Genomic DNA, 19,921 nt, shown 5'->3' on the forward strand with positions numbered 1-19,921 from the left:
TGCGGCAGCGGCGAGGCCGGTTTCGGCCGGCCGCATCGTCCGGATCGGTTGCATCGCGTGTCTCATTGGGTGAGGTCGATCTCGTAGGTGGCGAGGGTCTTGCCCGAGCCGTCGTCGGCCGCGACCTGCGTGATGCCGGTCAGGCCGGCCGCCGCCGCGTCGCCGAGGCGGTTCGGCGCGGACGCGAACTGCACGTGCGCGACCGAGCTCGCGAGCTTCGTGAAGCGCCAGCTGCGCTGCGCGCCGTCGGCCACGCGCGTGATCGCGCCGCGCTTCTTGATGAACGCGATCAGCACGTCGCGGTTCGCATCGGGCGACGCGAAGATCGTCTTGCTGCCGTCGAGGCCCGGGAAGTTGCCGCCGCCGCTCGCGCGATAGTTGTTGGTCGCGACGATGAACTGCGCGTTCGGGTCGATCGGCGCGCCCTTGTACGTCAGGTTCTTGATCCGGCTGCCGACCGCCTGCGTGACGTCGATTTCATACGCGAGATCGGCCGACGTGAACATGTCGAAGTTGTAGCCGGGGAACGTGCTGACGAGCGGCTGCACGGTCGCCTTGGTCGGATCGATGCGGTTGAAGCGTTTCGCGGCGGTTTCGAGCCAGTTCTTCACGTCGGCGCCACTCACCTTCACCGCGTACACGGTGTTCGGATACAGGTAGAGGTCGGCCGCGTTGTTGATCGCGAGCGCGCCCGGCGCGACGTCGGTGTAGTCGGTGCCGCCGCCGAAGCCGCTCTTGAACGGCGCGCTGACCGACAGCACCGGCAGCGACGCGTATTGCGGCAGGTTCGCCTGCACGTAGGTCTTCACGTAGTCGGCCTGCGCCTCGTTGACGATCTGGATTGCGCCCGGATCGCCGACATCGGCGAAGTACGAGTTCATCCGGTAGTCGGTCGAGCCGATCGGCGTCTTCACGTAGTCGATCGTCGCCTGGTGCTCGGCGGCGATCGCGGCGGAGACCGACGGGTCGGCCGCGACGTAGCTCTTGTCGGCGTTCTGGATCGGCCGCGCCTCGACGGTCGTCAGCGACTTGTCGACGCTCCACGTCTTGCCGTCGAACTTCAGGCCGAGCTTGATCACGCCGAGGTGCTTGCCCCAGTAGTTGGCCATCACGGTCGGCACACCGTTGACGGTGCCCTTGACCTTGTCGACGCCCGGCAGGTTGAACTGCGACACGGTGCTGTTCGCATCCGGGAACACCTGGTGCGAGTGGCCGATCAGCATCGCGTCGATGCCGGTCACCTTCGACAGCCACCAGCTGCCGTTCTCCATCGTCGGCGAATACGCGGCATTGTCGAGGCCGCCGTGCGAGATCGCGACGACGAGATCGGCGCCCTTCGCGCGCATCTCCGGAATGTATTTCTCGGCGGCTTCCTTCAGGCCGGTCGTATAGACCTTGCCGTCGAGCCAGCGCTTGTCCCAGTTCATGATCGCGGGCGGCGTGAAGCCGATGATGCCGATTTTCACGGGGGCGCTGACCGTCTTGCCGTCCGGCGTCGTCGCGGTCACGGTGCGGGTCAGGATCGTGTACGGCGTGAACAGCGGCGCGTTGGTCTTCGCGCTGATCACGTTCGCGAGCACCTGCGGGAAGTTCGGGCCCGCACACTTCTTCTGCTGGGCCGGCGCCGGCAGGCCGTCGACCTCGAACGTGTTGCCGGTCACCTGCGACAGGTACGGCAGCCCGTAGTTGAATTCGTGGTTGCCGATCCCGCCGCCGTCGAATTTCGCGGCGTTCATCACCTTGTAGATCGCGAGCGTCTGGTCGCAGCCGACCGGCTTCACGAGCGCCTGGTAGTCCGACAGCGCGGTGCCCTGGATCGTGTCGCCGTTGTCGAGCAGCAGCGTGTTCGGATACTGCGCGCGGGCTTGCGCGATCAGCGTCGACACGCGTTCGAAGCCGAGCGAATTGTCGGCGGCGAGCTTGAAATAGTCATACGACAGCACGTTGGTGTGCAGGTCGGTCGTCTCGAGCAGGGCGAGCGTGGCCGTCGTGCCGACGGGCGCCTGGGCCGCCGGCGGCGTCACCGGCGGCGAGGTGACGTCGTCGCCACCACAGGCGGCGAGGATGAAGGCGAGGCTGGCGAGCGCGGCGATGGCCGGCACGCGACGGCGGGAAAGCAGGGGGAGACGCATCGGTTGTCCTGTTCGGTGTTCTGTTTTTTGAAAGGCGAGGGTCGCAACGAATGGCGGCGCGGGGCGCCGACGGCCTGATGTGCGGCGCGTGAGAGTATCGAAAGGAATCGTGACGGAAGAATGAAAGGCGATGAAGCCGGCAACGGGCAGGGGGCGGCGGCCTCCACGGGCACCCCGGGGCGGGCGACTCGGCCCGGCGCCCCCCGGCCAGGCGCCCCAGCTAGGCGCCCCCACGGAAATCCTCACGTCGCGTCGCCGGGCGGTTCGCTACAATGGCCGCTGTCACCTTTTTGCAAACAACCTGCCCTTGGACTTCGAGACTCCTCCCGGCCTGTCGGTCGACGCCGGCGGCCAGGGCCAGACGGTGCGCCTGTACGGCCAGTGGACCGCGCTCGCGCTGGCGCGCAATCGCGGCGCGGTGGCGCGCCGGGTCGCGAGCATCGCGTCCGGGCGCGTGAGCGAATGGGATCTGTCCGGCATCGAGCGGCTCGACCACGTCGGCGGTCAGGCGCTGTGGCGCGTATGGGGCCGCAAGCTGCCGGCCGGTGTCGCGCTGAGCGCCACGCAGCGTACGATCTTCGAGCGCATCGAGCGGCTCGACAGCGAGCGCGAGGCGCCCGAGCGTGTCGTGCGCGTCGATCCCGTCACGCGGCTCGGCCAGGCGATCTTCGGCTTTGGCGAACACCTGCAGGGCGGCATCGCGATGTTCGGCCTCGTGATCCTCGATGCGCTGTCGGTGCTGCGCCGGCCGAAGACGATGCCGTGGAAGGAGACCTCGGCGAACATCTACAGCGCCGGCGCGCAGGCGCTGCCGATCACCGCGCTCGTCGCGTTCCTGATCGGCATCGTGCTCAGCTACCTGTCCGCGCAGCAGCTGCAGATGTTCGGCGCGAACCGCTACATCGTGAACATCCTCGGGCTGTCGGTGATCCGCGAGCTCGGCCCGGTGCTGTCGGCGATTCTCGTCGCGGGCCGCTCGGGCTCGGCGATCACCGCGCAGATCGGCGTGATGCGCGTGACCGAGGAGCTCGACGCGATGCGCGTGATGGGCATCCCGCACGGGCTGCGGCTGATCCTGCCGCGCGTGCTCGCGCTCGGCGTCGCGATGCCGCTGCTCGTGATGTGGACCAACATCATCGCGCTGACGGGCGGCGCGCTCGCCGCGAAGCTCGTGCTCGGGATCGACGTCAACTATTTCGTGCGCTCGCTACCGGGCGTCGTGCCGATCGCAAACCTGTACATCGGGGTCGGCAAGGGCATCGTGTTCGGCATGCTGATCGCGCTGGTCGCCTGCCATTTCGGCTTCCGCATCAAGGCGAACTCGCAGAGCCTCGGCGAAGGCACGACCACGTCGGTCGTGTCGTCGATCACGGTCGTGATCCTCGCCGACGCGGTGTTCGCGATCCTGTTCCAGAACGTGGGGCTCGGATGAACGCATCGAACGAAACGACCGCGCATGCCGCGGCCATCGGGGCCGGGTCGGTCGGCACCCGGCCGGCTGCGGCGGCCGATGCCGGCGACCTCGTGATCGAGGTGCGCAACCTGACCAAGCGCTACGGGCGCAACATCATTCACCAGAAGCTCGACTTCGACGTGCGGCGCGGCGAGATCGTGTCGATCGTCGGCGGCTCGGGCTCCGGCAAGACCACGCTGGTGCGGCAGATCCTCGGCCTCGAGCGGCCGACGTCGGGCACGATCAAGGTGTTCGGCGAGGACACGGCGACGATCGACGACGCGAGCGCGCGGATGATGCGCACGCGCTCCGGGATGCTGTTCCAGCAGGGCGCGCTGTTCTCGTCGATGACGGTGTTCGACAACGTCGCGCAGCCGCTGCGCGAGCTCGGCCGCGTGCCGCCGGATCTGCTGCACGACATCGTGATGCTGAAGCTCGAGATGGTCGGGCTGCCATGCAAGCACGCGTCGAAGATGCCGGCCGCGCTGTCGGGCGGGATGGTCAAGCGGGTCGGCATCGCGCGCGCGATCGCGCTCGAGCCCGAGCTGCTGTTCCTCGACGAGCCGACGGCCGGCCTGGATCCGCAGGCATCGGACGAATTCGTCGAGCTGATCGCGACGCTGCATCGCACGCTCGGGCTGACCGTCGTGATGGTGACGCACGATCTCGATACGATGGTCGCGCTGTCGACGCGCGTCGCGGTGCTGGCCGACCGCAAGGTGCTGGTCGCGGCGCCGGTCGAGGAGGCCGCGAACGTCGACCATCCGTTCATCCACGAATATTTCCTGGGGCTGCGCGGGCGCCGCGCATTGCAGGCGCTGCCGCCGGAGCGGCGCGCGAAGCTGCCGAAGGCGGCCCTCGAACCGGCGCTGTCGAGCGTCGAGCTGTAGGCACGAAGGAATCCGCGAATGGAAAACAAATCACATGCGTTCTGGGCCGGCCTGTTCACGATCGCGCTGACGCTCGCGATCGCGGGCACCGTGTTCTGGTTCAACGTCGACCGCACCGTGCGCGTGCCGTACGACCTGCTCGCGCGCACCAACGTGACGGGGCTGTTCCCGGACGCGGCCGTGCGCTTTCGCGGCCTCGACGTCGGCAAGGTGCAGTCGATCGGCTTCGATCGCGCGCACCCGGGCCAGATCCGGATCCGGATCCTCGTCGACCACGACGCGCCGATCACGCAGTCGACCTACGGCAGCCTCGGCTTCCAGGGCGTGACGGGCATCGCGTTCGTGCAGCTCGAGGACACGGGCCGCGACCTGGCGCCGCTGCCGTCGTCGACGAAGGCGATCGCGCAGATCCCGATGCGGCCGAGCCTGTTCGACCAGATCCAGGAGCGCGGCGACGTGCTGCTGCGGCAGCTCGAAATGGCCGCGAAGAGTGCGAATGCGCTGATGTCGCCCGAGATGCGCGAGCAGTTGCGCGCGACCGCCGAAAGCCTGCAGCACGCGGCCGACGGCGCCGCGACGCTGACGAAGCAGCTCGGCCCGGCGGTTACCGCGCTGCCGGAAACGATGCACGAGGTGAACCGCGCGATGGCGTCGGCGAACACGCTGCTGCAGCCGAACGGGCCGCTCGTGTCGAACCTGAACAAGGCCGGCACGGCGGCGGATCAGATCGGTGTCGCGCTGAACGATCTCAACGCGCGCGTGCAGTACGACACGCTGCCGCGTTTCAACGCGCTGGCCGGCAGCGTCGGCGACGCGTCGCGGCAATTGAAGGACGTGGCCGGTGAGCTTGGCCGCAACCCGCGCAGTCTGTTGTTCGGTTCGCCCGGCGCGGCGCCGGGGCCCGGCGAGCCGGGCTTCGCCTGGCCGGGTGCGACGGCCGGGCAGTGACACCCATCGAAACCGGAAACATCATGCAGGAACACGCCATGCCACGAATCCTTGACCGCGCGCTGCGTCCGGCCGCGGCCGCGCTTGCCGTGCTGACGCTGTCGCTCGCGGCCGGCTGCGCCGGCAACAGCGCGGCACTGTCGAATGTCCGCTACGACCTCGGGCCGGCCACGTCGGTCGTGACCGCGGGCCCGGGCCCTGCGCTGAAGGTGCTCGACGTCGCCGCGCCCGATGCGCTCGACTCCGACAAGTTCGCATACCGCCTCGCGTACGTGGACGCGCAGCACGTGGCCGTCTATCGCGACAGCCGCTGGACCGCGCCGCCCGCGCAGCTGCTCACGCAGCGGCTGCGTGGCGCACTGTCGTCGCGCGGCACGGTGCTCGAAGGATCCGACGGCGTGCGCGCGCCGACCCTCAAGGTCGACCTGAACGAATTCGAACAGGTGTTCGACGGTCAGTCGCAGAGCCACGGCGCCGTCACCGCGCGCGCGACGCTGATGCTGGACGGCAAGGTGCTCGGCCAGCGCACGTTCGTCGCCCGTGCACCGTCGAGCACGCCGGACGCGGCGGGCGGTGCCCGTGCGCTCGCGACGGCGAGCGACCAGCTCGTGTCGCAGATCGCCGCGTGGGCCGGCATGCAGGCGTACGCGGGCACGCCGTGACGCGTGCCGCGCAGCCGCGATGAGCGCGACCGGCACCCTTCGCGCATCGCCGCTCGCGCGGCAGGCCTTTGCCGCTTACGCGGCGCTCATCATCTACGCGTCGCTGTATCCGTTCGGCGGCTGGGTGTCGCTCGGCATCGGGCCGTTCGACTACCTGTTCGCGCCGATGCAGCGCTACGTGACCGCATTCGACGTGGTCACGAACGTGCTCGGCTACCTGCCGTTCGGCGCGCTCGGCGTGCTCGCGCTGCACCCGCGCTGGCGCGGCGTGGCCGCGACGCTGATCGTGGGCGTGCTCGGCGTGCTGCTGTCGGGCTCGATGGAAGCGGTGCAGACCTACCTGCCGACGCGCGTCGCGTCGAATCTCGATCTCGCGGCCAACGCGCTCGGCGCGCTGCTGGGCGCGGCGCTGGTCGCGCCGGCCACCGGTGCGCTGCTCGATCGCGGCGCGCTGCGCCGGCTGCGCTTCGCCTGGTTCGAGGACGACGGCGCGACGCCGCTGCTGCTCGCCGGGCTGTGGCCGTTCGCGATCCTGTTTCCGTCGCCGTTCCTGTTCGGCATCGGCGACTGGCCGGCCGTACTGTGGGAGCGTGCCGACGCGTCGATGCAGGACGCGCTGCTCGCGTGGCTGCCGGCCGCGTGGCGCGTGGGCGAATGGCCCGAGCGTGTCGACGGCTGGCTGTCCGACTCCGCATGGGAGGCCGCGCTCGGCGGGTTGATGCTGTTCGCCGCGCTGGCGATCGCGTCGCTCGCGATGCGGCCGCGCGCGCCGCGCATCCGGCTCCTGATCGCACTCGTCGCCGCGACGCTCGTGCTGAAGGCGGCCGCGACGTTCATGCAGTCGGCCACCGGCCTCGTCGTCGTGTGGGCGACGCCCGGCGCGCGGCTCGGGATCGAGCTCGGTTTCGCGGCCGCGCTCGTCGCGCTGTACGTGCCGGCGACCTGGCGCGCGACGCTCGCGGCGCTCGCGCTGCTGGCCGGCGTGGCGCTCGTGAACCTGCTGCCCGTCAATCCGTTTTTCGACTTCACGCTGTCGGGCTGGCGGCAGGGCCGCTACGTGCACTTCAACAGCCTCGCGCGCTGGCTGGCGTGGATCTGGCCCTACGCGGCGCTGATCTGGCTCGGCCAGCGCGTCGAGCACGCGTGGCTGCCGGCCGCGTTGCGCCGCTGACGCAAGGGCCGTCGCGGGATCGCGGGCAGCGGCGTGCGCCGCTCGCTATAATCGTCCGAATGAGTGCAGTGTTCGGCACCAATCGGCACTTATGTGCGGGGCCTTCGCGCCCGTGGCCGCGTTGCGAATCCTCGCGATGCCACTAGGCATCGCTGCGGTTTGCGCCTTGCCACGAGCACGAATCCGCTGGCACATAAGCGCCGCTTGGCACCGAACACTACACGCCCGCTGCCCCGCGCAGCGGCAATCGCTCCTCTTTCCGCACGGCCTTGCGCCGGGCCGCTCGTCACCATCATGGATTCCTACTACCAGCACCACGTCTTCTTCTGCCTGAACCAGCGCGATCCGGGCGCCGAACGCCCGAGCTGCGCGCAATGCGACGCGCAGACCATGCAGGAGTACGCGAAAAAGCGCGTGAAGGAGCTCGGCCTCGCGGGGCCCGGCAAGGTTCGCGTCAACAAGGCGGGCTGCCTCGACCGCTGCGAGGAAGGGCCGGTGATGGTCGTGTATCCGGAAGGTACGTGGTACACGTACGTCGACCAGGCCGATATCGACGAGATCGTCGAATCGCACCTGCGCGACGGCAAGGTCGTCGACCGCCTGAAGATCTGAGCGGGCCGGCCGAATGAACGTTCATACGCAGAAGTCGCTGATCGCGGGCCCGGTCGGGCAGATCGAAATCGCGGTCGACCTTCCCGACGCCGTGCGCGAAGGCGGCGCCGCGCCGCGCGGCATCGCGCTCGTCGCGCATCCGCATCCGCTGTTCGGCGGCACGATGGACAACAAGGTCGCGCAAACGCTCGCGCGCACGCTGGTGCAGTTGAACTACGTCGTGTTCCGGTCGAACTTCCGCGGCGTCGGCGCGACCGAAGGCGTGCACGACAACGGCACCGGCGAGGCCGACGACCTGCTCGCGGTGCTCGCGCACATGCGCGCGCAGCCCGCCTATGCGGACCTGCCGCTCGTGCTCGCGGGTTTCTCGTTCGGCACCTTCGTGCTGTCGCACGTCGCGAAGCGGCTGCGCGACGCGGGCGAGACGATCGAACGGATGGTGTTCGTCGGCACGGCCGCGAGCCGCTGGCAGGTGGCCGACGTGCCCGAGAACACGCTCGTGATCCACGGGGAAACCGACGACACCGTGCCGATCGCTTCCGTGTACGACTGGGCGCGGCCGCAGGAGCTGCCGGTCGTCGTGATCCCCGGCGCCGAGCATTTCCTGCATCGCAAGCTGCACGTGCTGAAGCGCATCATCGTCGACGCGTGGCGCTAGCCTGCGCGTGGGGGCCGGCGTCACGCCGGCGGCCCGCGTCATGTCGCACGCATGCCATCCGGCACGCGCCGGACGTGCGTTTCCCCCGCGCGACATCGTGCCGCTTCGTGCGGCGCAACCCGACTTCCACTTCGCCTGCGCCCACCTTTCGCACCCCTTCGCGTGCGATGACGTGCAGCGTGCCGGCACCCTGCGCGCGATGCCGATGTGCGGCCGTCCGGCGCCAGGTTCGCGAAAACGCCCTGCGCGGCCACGTATAATGGCCGCATTTCGCGTCGCCCGCGGCCCGGCTGGGCGCATGCGGCGCTCGTTTCGCCGCCTGTCTGCCCGCTCGCGACGGCCGCGAACCGAACGCGTCCGCACGAGTCCAACCGGCGCGTTTCGCGTCGCCCGACGATTGTCGGGCGAGTGCCCGAAACGCCCGCCGCCTTGCCGTTCAACCCTGCGCGTTTCGCACCGCACTTTCTGCAATCAGCCTGAATCGATCATGCGTCTGTCTCCCCAAGGCCTCAAGTCCCTCGCTTCTTCCATCGCCTTCGGCACCGCCGCGCGCAACGTCGCGCTCGGCGTGATGCTGCCCGTCGCGCTCGCGTCGACGATCGTCGTCGCCGAGGCGAAGCCGGCCGCCAAGGCCAAGGCCGCGCATGCGGCGCCGGCCGCCGAGCAGTTCACCGGCGCGCCCGCGACCTTCATGCCGGGCGCGGTGCCGCCGCCGGGCGTGAATGCGCGCTCGTGGGTGCTCGTCGACGCGACCAGCAACACGGTGCTCGCGTCGGGCAATGCCGACGAACGCGTCGAGCCCGCGTCGCTGACGAAGCTGATGACGGCCTACCTGGTGTTCGAGGCGCTCGACAAGAAGAAGATCTCGATGGAGCAGATCGTCACGCCGAGCGCCGCCGTGCGCCGCGTCGGCACCGACGAGTCGCGCATGTTCATCGAGGCGGACAAGCCGGTGTCGGTACACGACCTCGTGTACGGGATGATCATCCAGTCGGGCAACGACGCCGCGATCGCGCTGGCCGAACTGGTCGGCGGCAGCGAAGGGCAGTTCGTCACGATGATGAACGACGAGGCGGCGCGCCTCGGCATGAAGGGCACGCACTTCGCCGACGTGAACGGCATGCCTGACCCGAACCACTACACGACGGCCGGCGACCTCGCGAAGCTGTCCGCGCACCTGATCCGCGATTTTCCGCAGTACTACGGCATCTTCTCGGAGAAGGAATTCAAGTACAACAACATCCGCCAGGGCAACCGCAACCGTCTGCTGTGGCTGGATCCGACCGTCGACGGCCTGAAGACGGGCCATACGCAGGCGGCCGGCTACTGCCTGATCGCATCGGCGAAGCGCGCGATTCCGGGTGTGGACGGCCAGCGCCGCCTGGTGTCGGTGATGATGGGCGAGCAGAAGGAAGGCGAGCGCACGCAGGACAGCATGAAGATGCTGAACTACGGCTACAGCGCGTTCGATTCGGTGCGCCTGTTCAAGGGCGGCCAGGCGATGTCGACGCCGCGCATCTACAAGGGCAAGGAAAACACCGTGCAGGTCGGCGTGAAGGGCGACCAGTGGGCGACCGTGCCGCGCGGCCTCGGCGACAAGGTCAAGACGGAAGTCGACGTCAACGCGCCGCTGATCGCGCCGCTCGCGGAAGGCCAGCAGGTCGGCACCGTGAAGATCGTCGCCGACGGCAAGACGCTGTCCGAATTCCCGGTCGTCGCCCTGCAGGCCGTGCCGGAAGCGGGTATCTTCGGGCGTATCTGGGACTCGATCCTGCTGATGTTCAGCAAGAAGAAGTAAGCGTCAGCACGACGGGCCTTTGTTTTTACGACTTCATCCCCATCTGTCATTGCTATGAGCCAAGCCGAATTCGAACCGATCGTCTACCTCAGCGTATCGTCGCAGGAGGACATGGTGCCGCTGTCGGAAGCCCGTGTACCGGTGCTCGACCGCGGGTTCATCTTCGGCGACGGCGTGTATGAAGTCGTCCCCGTTTATGCGCACGACGGCGCGCACGTGCCGTTCCGGATCGAGCAGCATCTGGCACGGCTCGAGCGCAGCCTGAAGAAGATCGGCATCGCCAGCCCGCACGACGCTGCAGGCTGGCGTGCGCTGATCGAGCGCGTCGTCGCGGCGAATGCCGAAGGGCTCGGCGACGGCAACGCGCTCGTCTATCTGCAGGTGACGCGCGGCGTCGCGAAGCGCGGCCACGCGTTCCCGGCGAACGCGGTGCCGACGGTGTTCGTGATGACGAGCCCGCTGCGCCTGCCGTCGGAAGAGGAGCGTGCGAAGGGCGTGCGCTGCGTGACGGCCGAGGATCGCCGCTGGCTGCATTGCGACATCAAGTCGATCTCGCTGCTCGGCAACGTGCTGATGGCGCAGCACGCGGCGGAGCGCGATGCGTTCGAGACGCTGCAGCTGCGCGACGGCAACCTGACGGAAGGGTCGTCGTCGAACGTGTGGATCGTGAAGAACGGCGAGCTGCTCGCGCCGCCGCGCAGCAACAAGATCCTCGAGGGGATCCGCTACGCGCTGATCGAGGAACTGGCCGACGAATGCAAGATTCCGTTCGTCGCGCGCGAGATCAGCGAAGTGGAATTGCGCGCGGCCGACGAGATCATGATCACGTCGGCCACGAAGGAAGTGCTGCCCGTCACGTCGCTCGACGATCTGCCCGTGCAGGGCGGCAAGCCGGGCCCCGTGTTCGCGGCGTTGTATGACGCGTACCAGCGCGCGAAGGCGCGCGAGTTTGAACAGTTTGACCTAACCCGGAGAAAATGATGAGCGAACCGACTAAAACCATCGAGGTGACCGGCGCGATCGATACCCGGAAGGAGTCGCTGCTGGAGTTCCCGTGCGATTTCCCGATCAAGATCATGGGCAAGGCGCATCCCGAGTTCAAGGACACGATCTTCAAGGTCGTCGCCGTTCACGACAACGAGATCGATGTCGAGAAGATCGAGGAGCGTGCGTCGAGCGGCGGCAATTACACGGGCCTCACGATCACCGTCCGGGCGACGAGCCAGGAACAGCTCGACAACATCTACCGCGCACTGACCGGCCATCCGATGGTCAAGGTCGTGCTCTGAGGGCCCGTCCCGGCGGTCCGGGGATCAGCGCAAACGGCCGCTGATCCCTTTCCATCCTCCCTCCAGCGCACACTCGGCGGGGCATTTCCCCGCCGCGCGCCGCGCGTCCAGTTCGTCGCACATCTGCTTGTATTCCACGACCTGCTCGAGCAGCCAGGTCCTGAACGCCTGCACGCGCGGCGTGTTCAAAACCGGCGGCGGACACACGAAAAAGTAGTGCCACGGGCTGGGCCCGTCGATGTCGAACAGGCGCACGATGCGCCCGTCGAGCAGGTCGTGCACCGCGAGCGAGCGGCGCACCAGCGCGATGCCCTGGCCGTCGATCGCGGCCAGCAGCAGGTTCGACGAATCCTGGTACAGGATCCCCCGTTTCGGTTCGGTCAGCGTGTCGAGCCCGGCCGCGTCGAACCACGGCCGCCACAGCTCGTCGTCCGAGCGCAGCAGGTTGTAATGCACGAGATCGGCGGGCGTCTGCGGCAGCTTGCCGCCGTTCAGCGTCGGTGCGCACGCCGGAAAGAACACCTCCTCGAACAGCGGCTCGACATGCAGGCCCGGATAGGTGCCTCCGCCGAAGCGGATCGCGAGATCGACGTCGTCGCGCGCGAAATCGGTGAGCGAGTTGGTCGATTGCAGTTCGACGTCGATTTCCGGATGCCGCTCGATGAACGTGCCGATGCGCGGCGTGATGAAGCGCGCGGCGAACGACGACAGCATCGACACCACGAGCCGCCGGTCGCGGTCGCTCGCGCGCACGTCGCGGGTCGCGTCGGCGATCACCATCAGCGCGGTGCGGATCTGCTGCGCGTAGCGCATGCCGGCGTCGGTCAGGCACAGCCGCTTGCCGTTGCGCGTGAACAGCTGCACGCCGAGTTCCTCCTCGAGCGCGCGTACCTGGTGGCTGACCGCGCCGTGCGTGACGTACAGCTCGTCGGCGGCGCGCGAGAAATTCTCGTGACGGGCGGCGGCTTCGAACGCGCGAATCGCGTTCAGCGCAGGTAGCTGGCGGAGGTCCATTTGCTAATTTTCCTCACATCGACGTGAAAATTGGTCGTTTTGTCGGACGCCTTGAAGTGACTACGATTGTAGCCATCGAAGCAGTTATTGGCGGAGGCGATCATGCAAGAAATTTCTTCAAGCATCACGTTCGAAATCCCCGCGGGCGAAACCGTGCCGATGAAGGTGCAACGCAGCACGCGCCTGGTGGTCCAGTGCGGGCCGGTGTGGGCGACACGCAGCAACGACGTCAACGATTACTTCCTGGTCGACGGCGAAACGCTGAAACTGCGCCGCGGCGAGCGGCTGTGGCTCAGCGCGGAAGGCCGGGAGGGCACGTGCGTGGCATTCTCGGTGTCGCGGCCGGCCGGGGAAGTCGCGCTCGGCGGGCTGGCACGGCTGCGCGAACGCCTGACCGCGCTGCTCCACGACGGATGGCGCACCGTCTGACCATCATTTCCTCCGACGGATACCGGCGATCCGTCCCCCTCCCAAGGCCGGCGAGACCCACGGGTTTTCGGTAAACTACCGCCCATGTCCGTTTCGCCGGTTTCCATCGTGTCCACGCCTGTTGCCGTTTCCGCATCGCCCGCCGGGTCCCCGGATCAACCGGCCCAGCCGGTCACCGTGCGCTGGCGGGGCGTCGAGACCTACGAGACGAGCTTCGACGCGATGCGCGCGTTCACCGACACGCGCACGGCCGACACCGGCGACGAGATCTGGCTGGTCGAGCACCCGCCCGTCTACACGCTCGGCCAGGCCGGCGACCCGTCCCACCTGCTGGTGGCCGACAGCGGCGTGCCGCTCGTGAAGGTCGACCGCGGCGGGCAAATCACTTACCACGGCCCCGGCCAGATCGTCGCGTACCTGCTGCTGGACCTGCGCCGGCGCAAGCTGATGGTGCGCACGCTGGTGACGAAGATCGAGGAGGCCGTGATCGAAACCCTCGCGGCGTATAATCTCGCTTCGGTCCGAAAGGCGGGCGCGCCCGGGATCTACGTGGCATCCGGCGTGCACGAGGGCGCGAAAATCGCGGCCCTCGGCCTGAAGATCCGCAACGGCTGCAGCTATCACGGGCTGAGCCTGAACGTGAAGATGGATCTGCGCCCGTTTCTTGCGATCAACCCGTGCGGCTATGCCGGACTGGAAACTGTCGACATGGCGAGCCTCGAGGTTGCCGCCGACTGGAACGACGTCGCCCACACGCTGGTGCGCCGTCTGATCGCCAACCTCGACGGCGCATCCGCGGCCGCCGACAAGCCGCAGGCACTGGAACAATCGAATGACTGACGTTACCGCTTCTCCCGCACCGGCCGATTCGGCCGCGACCCCTGCCTACGATCCGACCGCCAAGCAGAAGGCGCAGGCGAAGACGGCGCGCATTCCGATCAAGGTTATTCCGATCGAGAAGCTGAAGAAGCCCGAGTGGATCCGCGTGAAGGCGGCCACCGGCAGCTCGCGCTTCAACGAGATCAAGACGATCCTGCGCGAGCACAACCTGCATACCGTGTGCGAGGAAGCGAGCTGCCCGAACATCGGCGAATGCTTCGGCAAGGGCACCGCGACGTTCATGATCATGGGCGACAAGTGCACGCGCCGCTGCCCGTTCTGCGATGTCGGCCATGGCCGCCCCGATCCGCTGGATCCGGACGAGCCGAAGAACCTCGCGCGCACGATCGGTGCACTGAAGCTCAAGTACGTGGTGATCACGAGCGTCGACCGCGACGATCTGCGCGACGGTGGCGCCGGCCACTTCGTCGAGTGCATCCGCGAAGTGCGCGAGCAGTCGCCGGAAACGCGCATCGAGATCCTGACGCCGGACTTCCGCGGCCGTCTCGACCGCGCGATCTCGATCCTGAACGCCGCGCCGCCGGACGTGATGAACCACAACCTCGAAACGGTACCGCGCCTGTACAAGGAAGCGCGCCCGGGTTCGGACTACGCGCACTCGCTGAAGCTGCTGAAGGACTTCAAGGCGCTGCATCCGGACGTCGCGACGAAGTCGGGCCTGATGGTCGGCCTCGGCGAAACCGAAGAGGAAATCCTGCAGGTGATGCGCGACCTGCGCGCGCACGACGTCGACATGCTGACGATCGGCCAGTACCTGCAGCCGTCCGAGCACCACCTGCCGGTGCGTGCGTACGTGCATCCGGATACCTTCAAGATGTACGAGGAAGAAGCGTACAAGATGGGCTTCACGCACGCGGCCGTCGGCGCGATGGTGCGGTCGAGCTATCACGCCGATCTGCAGGCGCACGGGGCCGGGGTGGTCTGAGCGCCGTTGCTTCCGTCGTCTTCGGACGAACCCGAAAAAGCCCGCAGCGATGCGGGCTTTTTCGTTGATGCGGACGCCATTCCTGCGTTCGCACGGCAATTGCCACCCGACCGGACGCACGATCCAGTCGAGCATGGAAAGCAAAGCTGAAACGGCATCGATAGCTTCGCAGGATAAGTTGGCTCCCGCCGCGCGCAAAGCTCCTATAGTCGGCTCTCCCGCAGCAATGCCCGCATTCCGAAGGAGAGCCGCATGTCCCGTTTCAGCTTCATCCGCCGCGCCGTCGTTGCGCTGACCGCCTTTGCCGCGCTCGGCGCGGCACACGCCGAATCGCGCGAAGTCGTGATCGCGTACCAGGACATGGTCGTGCCGTGGCGATACGCGCAGGCAAGCGGTGAAGTCGAAAAGGCGACCGGCTACAAGGTCACGTTCCGCAAGCTCGACAGCGGCGCCGACGTGATCCGCGCGCTCGCGTCGGGCTCCGTGCAGCTCGGCGAAGCCGGCTCGAGCCCGATCGCGGCCGGGCTGTCGCAGGGGCTCGACATCTCGCTGTTCTGGGTGCTCGACAACATCAACGACGCCGAGGCGCTCGTCGCGCGCAACGGTTCGGGCGTCACGAACGTCGCGGCGCTGAAGGGCAGGAAGATCGGCGTGCCGTTCGTGTCGACGTCGCATTTCCACACGCTCGTCGCGCTGCAGGCCGCGGGTGTCAATCCGAACGACGTGAAGATCGTCAACCTGCGTCCGCCCGAGGTCGCGGCTGCGTGGGCGCGCGGCGACATCGACGCGACCTACATCTGGGATCCGGTGCTCGCGAAGGTCAAGCAGTCGGGCACCGTGCTGACGACGTCCGGCCAGGTTGCGAAGGAAAGCGGCAAGTCGACCTTCGACGGCTTCGTCGTGAGCCGCAAGTTCGCGCGCGAGAACCCCGAGTTCGTCGCGCGTTTCGTGAAGGTGCTCGCGGCGGCTGACGCCGACTACCGCGCGCATGCGGCGGCGTGGAAGGTCGGCTCGCCGCAGGTCGCGGCGGTCGCGAAGGTGTCCGGCGCGAATGCGCAGGACGTGCCGGCCAGCCTCGCCCTCTACGCGTTCCCGACGGCGGCCGAACAGGCTTCGCCGACGTGGCTCGGCGGCGGCGCGCAGTCGGGTGCCGCGAAGTCGCTCGCAGCGACCGCCACGTTCCTCAAATCGCAAGGCACGATCCAGACGGTGCTCGCCGACTATTCGGTCGGCGTCGATCCGCAATTCGTGCAGAAGGCCGCGCGCTGAGCGCGGCCCCTCAGCCCACTCATCGCGGAGCCCTTCGATCATGAGCACGCTGGAAGTCCGTCAGGTATCGGTCGCCTATCCGGGCGAACGCGGCAGGCCGACGACGCAGGCGCTCGCGCAGGTCGACCTGCGCATCGATGCCGGTGAATTCGTCGTCGCGCTCGGCGCATCCGGGTGCGGCAAGACCACGCTGCTGAACTGCATGGCCGGCTTCGTCGCGCCGACGACCGGCGACGTATGCGTCGACGGCGTGCCGGTCACGGGCCCCGGCGCGGATCGTGGCGTCGTGTTCCAGAAATACGCGCTGCTGCCGTGGCTCGATGTGCTCGACAACGTCGCGCTCGGGTTGCGCTTCGCGCGCGTGTCGAAGGCCGAACGCGAAGTGCGGGCGCGGGAGATGCTCGCGCTCGTCGGGCTCGACGGTCATGCGCATGCGCGTGTGTACGAGCTGTCGGGCGGGATGCAGCAGCGGGTCGGCATCGCGCGTGCGCTCGCGAGCGATCCGCGCGTGCTGCTGATGGACGAGCCGATGGGCGCGCTCGACGCGATGACGCGCGGCACGATGCAGGCGCTCGTGCTCGACGTGTGGGCACGCACCGGCAAGACGGTGTTTTTCATTACGCACGATGTCGAGGAGGCGCTGTTCCTCGCGACGCGTCTCGTCGTGATGACGCCCGGCCCCGGCCGGATCGCGGAAACCTTCGAACTGCCGTTCGCGCGGCGCTACGTCGAATCGCGCGATGCGCGCGCGGTGAAGTCGTCACCGGAATTCATCGCGTGGCGCGAGCGGCTGATCGCGTATCTGCATCGCGACGAGGCAGCCGAGGCGGCCGCGTGATGCACGAACTCGCGCGACAGGGCGCGTCGGTCGGACGCGGTCGGATCAGCACTTTGCACAGGCAGGACAGCATGAGCACGCAGGATTCGTGGACGGCCGGCGGGACGGTCGCAGGTTTCGAGCAGGACGATCGCACGCGGACTCAGGCAGCCGCGCGTCGTGCGCCGTCGTCGCACCGCTACCGGTTGCCGGGGGAGGGGAAGACGGCGGCCTTGAGCGCGGCGACGGTTGCAGCGCTGGCCGTGCTGTGGTGGGTCGCCACGCATCGCCAGTGGCTGCCGCCGCTGTTCCTGCCCGCGCCGGAAGCCGTGTGGGTGGCATTCGTCGACGCCTGGCATGGCCGCATCCAGGGTGGCCTGCCGCTGTCCGAGCATTTGCTGTGGAGCGCCGCGCGCGTGTTCGGCGCGTTCGTGCTCGCCACCGCGATCGGCGTGCCGGCCGGCATCCTGATGGGCGTGAGCCGCCTTGCACGCGGCGTGCTCGATCCGCTGCTGGAGTTCTACCGGCCGCTGCCGCCGCTTGCGTACCTGCCGCTCGTCGTGATCTGGTTCGGCATCGACGAAACGGCGAAGCTCGTCGTGATCTTCCTCGCGTGCTTCGCGCCGATCGCGATGGCCGCGCGCGCCGGCGTGCGCGCCGCGACGGTCGAGCAGATCAACGCCGCGTATTCGCTCGGCGGCAGCTTCGCGCAGATCGTGCGGCATGTGGTGCTGCCGGCCGCGCTGCCGGAGATCCTCACCGGGCTGCGGATCGCGATCGGGTTCGGCTGGACGACGCTCGTCGCGGCCGAGATGGTCGCCGCGACGGCCGGGCTCGGGCAGATGGTGCTCAACGCATCGAGCTTCCTGCGCACGGATATCGTCGTGATGGGGATCCTGATCATCGGCGCGATCGCGTGGCTGTTCGATCTCGCGATGCGATGGATCGAGCGGCGGGTGGTGCCGTGGAAGGGGCGGGGATAGGTCGGGGGGCGCGACGGGGCGTGACGCGGGCAGTCGCTCTGCGCTGCAAGCGGAAAGAGGGCCGGGCTTCGCGTCGAGCGAAGCCCGGCCCTTGTCGCGTGATACCGGTGGCCGAGTGGCGACGGCTTACCAGCGATAACCGGCGCCGGCGCCGACCGCGACCGTGCCGCGCGTATTGGTGGAGCCGGACGCCTTGACCACCCAGCGCCCGTTGCGCGTGGCGGTGGACAGGCCGAACGCGACGGCCGACTGCCCGCTGTAAGTGCCGCCGGCGATCGAGACCATGCTTTCGCCTGCCAGCGATGCCTGCGGCAGGTTTGCGATGGCGACGGCGGACGCGATGCCGCCGCTTGCGTCGCGACGATAGTGGTCAATGTCGTTACGCACGCTGCCGATCTGGTCGCGCAATTGTTGCACGTTCACGGCATCGGTCGGTGCGGTGCCGGCCTTGACGTTGGTGATCTGCCGCTCCTGACCGGGCGCGCCGACGGAGACGGTGTCGTCGCGGTCGGCGACGGAGTTGCTGCCGAGCGCGACCGAGTTCTTGCCCGATGCCGTTGCGTTGTTCCCTATCGCAAGGCTATCGTTGCCGGACGCAGTCGAGCCCTTGCCGAGCGCCATCGAATTCGAGCCGGTCGCGCCCGAGCCGTCGCCGAGCTGCGCAAAGTCGTTGCCATGGTTGCCCGCCGGCGGCGTAACGGCGGGGCCGTTCTTCTCGATGTCCGACAGGCGCGTGTTCAGCGAATCGAAGCGGCTGTCGAATTGCTGCTGCATCGTGAAGAGCTGCCCGCCGTTGACGGCCTGCATGCCGCCCGCGACGATCGCACCGGGCCGCACATTGTCGAGCAGTGTGCCGCCGACCCCGCCGAGCGTCGCGCGGCCGAGCGACAGGTCGTCGTACACGAGCGCACTGAGCGGCTTGCCGTTCGGGTCGACCAGGCCGGTTGCCTTCAACTGCGCGATCGTCACGGCGTCGGTGTCGCCCACGCCGTTCGACAGGCCGGTCAGCGTACGCGTGCCGTCCGTGCCTGCGAGGCTCACCGACGCGCCGCCCTTGTCGGCGCCGATCGAGATCGCGAGGCTCGCAGGATCCTGGCGCACGAGGCCGGTGGTGCCGTTGTTGACGCGCGTGCCAAGATCGTCGACATCGACGCGGATGGATTTGACGTCGCCTTCGACGTTCGTGACGCGGCCGTCGAGCATCGTGATCGATTGCGTGTTGGCTTGGGCTCGATTGTCCAGACTCGTCAGCGCGCTGCCGACATCGTTGAACGACTTGCCGTCGACCGTATAGTTCGGACTGCGTACGCTTCCGTCCGCGTTGATCGTGGCTTCGCCGCCGAGCGCCTCGACGACCGGCTTGAGCTGCGACAGGTTGACTGCGTCGGTGTCGTTCGTACCGGCGCGAAGATTGACGAGCTGCCGCTCGTTGCCGGTTTTGCCGATCGACACGGTGTTGCCTCGGTCGGCGACGCTGCCTTGCCCGAGCGCGACCGCGTCGTGCGCGGTGACCACCGCATCCGCGCCGAGTGCGAGCGCGCGGTTCGCGTTGATGTTCGACCCGACCCCGAGCGCGCTCGAGCGATCGCCGTGAACGTTCGTTCCTTCGCCGATGGCGATCGTGGATCGCCCGTCGGCGATTGCTGCTCCGCCAATCGCGATTGCCGAGTAATCACCGCCGTCTTCTCCTTTTGCCTGCGCGCCGGGACCAAGGGCGATCGAACCTGCGCCCGTTGCGCTGGGTGGCGGGGTTGCGCCGGCCTTGACGACAAGGTTGTCGAGGACCAGATCGGGCTGCGCGGCATGGCTGTAGCCCGACGCGAGCGCGACGAGCGAGAAGGCGAGTGCGGACAGGCGCGGCCGGTGCGTCGCAATGCGCGAGCGGGCACGCGCGTTGTCGGGTGGTGGGGTGACGGGGTGGAACATGAATCGGACTCCTGATCGTTCAATTTCGCGCACGCTGCCGGAAAT

Annotated in this window: 19 protein-coding genes; 16 read left to right on the forward strand and 3 right to left on the reverse strand. The window is 68.2% G+C overall.

Annotated elements, in window-relative coordinates; translation table 11 throughout:
- Positions 1 to 62 precede the first annotated feature (62 nt).
- On the reverse strand, positions 63 to 2,132 hold the full coding sequence (locus G3N64_RS29990) for a bifunctional 2',3'-cyclic-nucleotide 2'-phosphodiesterase/3'-nucleotidase (protein ID WP_205787352.1): 2,070 nt from the start codon (positions 2,130 to 2,132) through the stop codon (positions 63 to 65).
- Between the two features lie 307 nt (positions 2,133 to 2,439).
- On the opposite strand from G3N64_RS29990, the gene G3N64_RS29995 reads away from it, so the two are divergent.
- The 10 genes from G3N64_RS29995 to G3N64_RS30040 all read left to right on the forward strand — a co-directional run bounded on the left by G3N64_RS29995 (position 2,440) and on the right by G3N64_RS30040 (position 11,613).
- Positions 2,440 to 3,564 carry an ABC transporter permease gene (locus tag G3N64_RS29995; RefSeq protein ID WP_205787353.1) on the forward strand — a complete coding sequence of 375 codons (1,125 nt, stop codon included), beginning with the start codon at positions 2,440 to 2,442 and terminating at the stop codon, positions 3,562 to 3,564.
- On the forward strand, positions 3,561 to 4,475 hold the full coding sequence (locus G3N64_RS30000; protein ID WP_085042098.1) for an ABC transporter ATP-binding protein: 915 nt from the start codon (positions 3,561 to 3,563) through the stop codon (positions 4,473 to 4,475). Before G3N64_RS29995 ends, G3N64_RS30000 begins: the two co-directional genes overlap by 4 nt.
- Before the next feature lie 18 nt (positions 4,476 to 4,493).
- The gene (locus G3N64_RS30005; RefSeq protein ID WP_174974776.1) at positions 4,494 to 5,423 is read left to right on the forward strand and encodes an MlaD family protein; all 930 of its coding nucleotides are present in this window, start codon (positions 4,494 to 4,496) and stop codon (positions 5,421 to 5,423) included.
- A 38-nt stretch (positions 5,424 to 5,461) separates the two neighbouring features.
- Positions 5,462 to 6,085, forward strand: coding sequence for a PqiC family protein (locus tag G3N64_RS30010; RefSeq protein ID WP_205787354.1), 624 nt, complete (start codon positions 5,462 to 5,464; stop codon positions 6,083 to 6,085).
- A 19-nt stretch (positions 6,086 to 6,104) separates the two neighbouring features.
- Positions 6,105 to 7,256: a VanZ family protein gene (locus G3N64_RS30015; RefSeq protein ID WP_205787355.1), complete on the forward strand. Its 1,152-nt coding sequence runs from the start codon at positions 6,105 to 6,107 to the stop codon at positions 7,254 to 7,256.
- Positions 7,257 to 7,550: 294 nt separating this feature from the next.
- The gene (locus tag G3N64_RS30020) at positions 7,551 to 7,868 is read left to right on the forward strand and encodes an NAD(P)H-dependent oxidoreductase subunit E (protein ID WP_205787356.1); all 318 of its coding nucleotides are present in this window, start codon (positions 7,551 to 7,553) and stop codon (positions 7,866 to 7,868) included.
- Positions 7,869 to 7,881: 13 nt separating this feature from the next.
- Positions 7,882 to 8,526, forward strand: coding sequence for an alpha/beta hydrolase (locus tag G3N64_RS30025; protein WP_021157030.1), 645 nt, complete (start codon positions 7,882 to 7,884; stop codon positions 8,524 to 8,526).
- A gap of 487 nt (positions 8,527 to 9,013) precedes the next feature.
- Positions 9,014 to 10,324, forward strand: coding sequence for a D-alanyl-D-alanine carboxypeptidase family protein (locus G3N64_RS30030; protein ID WP_205787357.1), 1,311 nt, complete (start codon positions 9,014 to 9,016; stop codon positions 10,322 to 10,324).
- A gap of 54 nt (positions 10,325 to 10,378) precedes the next feature.
- Positions 10,379 to 11,305 (forward strand): D-amino acid aminotransferase, encoded by a 927-nt coding sequence (locus G3N64_RS30035; RefSeq protein ID WP_205787359.1) that lies wholly within the window; start codon positions 10,379 to 10,381, stop codon positions 11,303 to 11,305.
- On the forward strand, positions 11,305 to 11,613 hold the full coding sequence (locus G3N64_RS30040) for a YbeD family protein (protein ID WP_011353335.1): 309 nt from the start codon (positions 11,305 to 11,307) through the stop codon (positions 11,611 to 11,613). Before G3N64_RS30035 ends, G3N64_RS30040 begins: the two co-directional genes overlap by 1 nt.
- Before the next feature lie 24 nt (positions 11,614 to 11,637).
- Here the strand turns inward: G3N64_RS30040 and G3N64_RS30045 are convergent, their stop codons facing one another.
- Positions 11,638 to 12,627: a transcriptional regulator GcvA gene (locus G3N64_RS30045; RefSeq protein ID WP_205787361.1), complete on the reverse strand. Its 990-nt coding sequence runs from the start codon at positions 12,625 to 12,627 to the stop codon at positions 11,638 to 11,640.
- Positions 12,628 to 12,729: 102 nt separating this feature from the next.
- Here G3N64_RS30045 and G3N64_RS30050 point away from each other — a divergent pair, with 102 nt between their 5' ends.
- From G3N64_RS30050 to G3N64_RS30075, 6 genes are all read left to right on the forward strand, one after another.
- Entirely contained in the window at positions 12,730 to 13,056 is a 327-nt protein-coding gene (locus G3N64_RS30050) for a DUF2917 domain-containing protein (protein WP_205787363.1), read from the forward strand.
- Positions 13,057 to 13,140: 84 nt separating this feature from the next.
- Positions 13,141 to 13,896, forward strand: a complete 756-nt coding sequence (gene lipB, locus G3N64_RS30055; RefSeq protein ID WP_205787366.1) for a lipoyl(octanoyl) transferase LipB — start codon at positions 13,141 to 13,143, stop codon at positions 13,894 to 13,896.
- A complete protein-coding gene (lipA, locus tag G3N64_RS30060; protein ID WP_039346279.1) occupies positions 13,889 to 14,881 on the forward strand; it encodes a lipoyl synthase in 993 nt (330 codons plus the stop codon). Before lipB ends, lipA begins: the two co-directional genes overlap by 8 nt.
- A gap of 252 nt (positions 14,882 to 15,133) precedes the next feature.
- A complete protein-coding gene (gene tauA, locus G3N64_RS30065; RefSeq protein WP_205787368.1) occupies positions 15,134 to 16,150 on the forward strand; it encodes a taurine ABC transporter substrate-binding protein in 1,017 nt (338 codons plus the stop codon).
- A 40-nt stretch (positions 16,151 to 16,190) separates the two neighbouring features.
- Positions 16,191 to 16,988, forward strand: coding sequence for an ATP-binding cassette domain-containing protein (locus G3N64_RS30070; protein ID WP_205787370.1), 798 nt, complete (start codon positions 16,191 to 16,193; stop codon positions 16,986 to 16,988).
- Positions 16,988 to 17,950 (forward strand): ABC transporter permease subunit, encoded by a 963-nt coding sequence (locus tag G3N64_RS30075; RefSeq protein ID WP_205787384.1) that lies wholly within the window; start codon positions 16,988 to 16,990, stop codon positions 17,948 to 17,950. The genes G3N64_RS30070 and G3N64_RS30075 overlap by 1 nt, the downstream gene beginning before the upstream one ends.
- Before the next feature lie 126 nt (positions 17,951 to 18,076).
- Here G3N64_RS30075 and G3N64_RS30080 read toward each other — a convergent pair whose 3' ends face one another.
- Entirely contained in the window at positions 18,077 to 19,876 is a 1,800-nt protein-coding gene (locus G3N64_RS30080) for a YadA family autotransporter adhesin (protein ID WP_205787372.1), read from the reverse strand.
- Positions 19,877 to 19,921: the final 45 nt, after the last annotated feature.

The organism is Burkholderia sp. Ac-20344, from assembly GCF_017104975.1.
Lineage (GTDB): Bacteria > Pseudomonadota > Gammaproteobacteria > Burkholderiales > Burkholderiaceae > Burkholderia.

Bases quoted from the DNA above. Each gene is read 5' to 3' on its own strand.
- G3N64_RS30040 (WP_011353335.1), top strand. From the start codon at position 11,305: ATGAGCGAACCGACTAAAACCATCGAGGTGACCGGCGCGATCGATACC.
- G3N64_RS30000 (WP_085042098.1), top strand. From the start codon at position 3,561: ATGAACGCATCGAACGAAACGACCGCGCATGCCGCGGCCATCGGGGCC.
- G3N64_RS30045 (WP_205787361.1), bottom strand. From the start codon at position 12,627: ATGGACCTCCGCCAGCTACCTGCGCTGAACGCGATTCGCGCGTTCGAA.
- tauA (WP_205787368.1), top strand. From the start codon at position 15,134: ATGTCCCGTTTCAGCTTCATCCGCCGCGCCGTCGTTGCGCTGACCGCC.
- G3N64_RS30080 (WP_205787372.1), bottom strand. From the start codon at position 19,876: ATGTTCCACCCCGTCACCCCACCACCCGACAACGCGCGTGCCCGCTCG.
- G3N64_RS30005 (WP_174974776.1), top strand. From the start codon at position 4,494: ATGGAAAACAAATCACATGCGTTCTGGGCCGGCCTGTTCACGATCGCG.
- lipB (WP_205787366.1), top strand. From the start codon at position 13,141: ATGTCCGTTTCGCCGGTTTCCATCGTGTCCACGCCTGTTGCCGTTTCC.
- G3N64_RS29990 (WP_205787352.1), bottom strand. From the start codon at position 2,132: ATGCGTCTCCCCCTGCTTTCCCGCCGTCGCGTGCCGGCCATCGCCGCG.
- G3N64_RS30075 (WP_205787384.1), top strand. From the start codon at position 16,988: ATGCACGAACTCGCGCGACAGGGCGCGTCGGTCGGACGCGGTCGGATC.
- G3N64_RS30030 (WP_205787357.1), top strand. From the start codon at position 9,014: ATGCGTCTGTCTCCCCAAGGCCTCAAGTCCCTCGCTTCTTCCATCGCC.
- G3N64_RS30020 (WP_205787356.1), top strand. From the start codon at position 7,551: ATGGATTCCTACTACCAGCACCACGTCTTCTTCTGCCTGAACCAGCGC.
- G3N64_RS30025 (WP_021157030.1), top strand. From the start codon at position 7,882: ATGAACGTTCATACGCAGAAGTCGCTGATCGCGGGCCCGGTCGGGCAG.
- G3N64_RS30050 (WP_205787363.1), top strand. From the start codon at position 12,730: ATGCAAGAAATTTCTTCAAGCATCACGTTCGAAATCCCCGCGGGCGAA.
- lipA (WP_039346279.1), top strand. From the start codon at position 13,889: ATGACTGACGTTACCGCTTCTCCCGCACCGGCCGATTCGGCCGCGACC.
- G3N64_RS30070 (WP_205787370.1), top strand. From the start codon at position 16,191: ATGAGCACGCTGGAAGTCCGTCAGGTATCGGTCGCCTATCCGGGCGAA.
- G3N64_RS30010 (WP_205787354.1), top strand. From the start codon at position 5,462: ATGCCACGAATCCTTGACCGCGCGCTGCGTCCGGCCGCGGCCGCGCTT.
- G3N64_RS30035 (WP_205787359.1), top strand. From the start codon at position 10,379: ATGAGCCAAGCCGAATTCGAACCGATCGTCTACCTCAGCGTATCGTCG.
- G3N64_RS30015 (WP_205787355.1), top strand. From the start codon at position 6,105: ATGAGCGCGACCGGCACCCTTCGCGCATCGCCGCTCGCGCGGCAGGCC.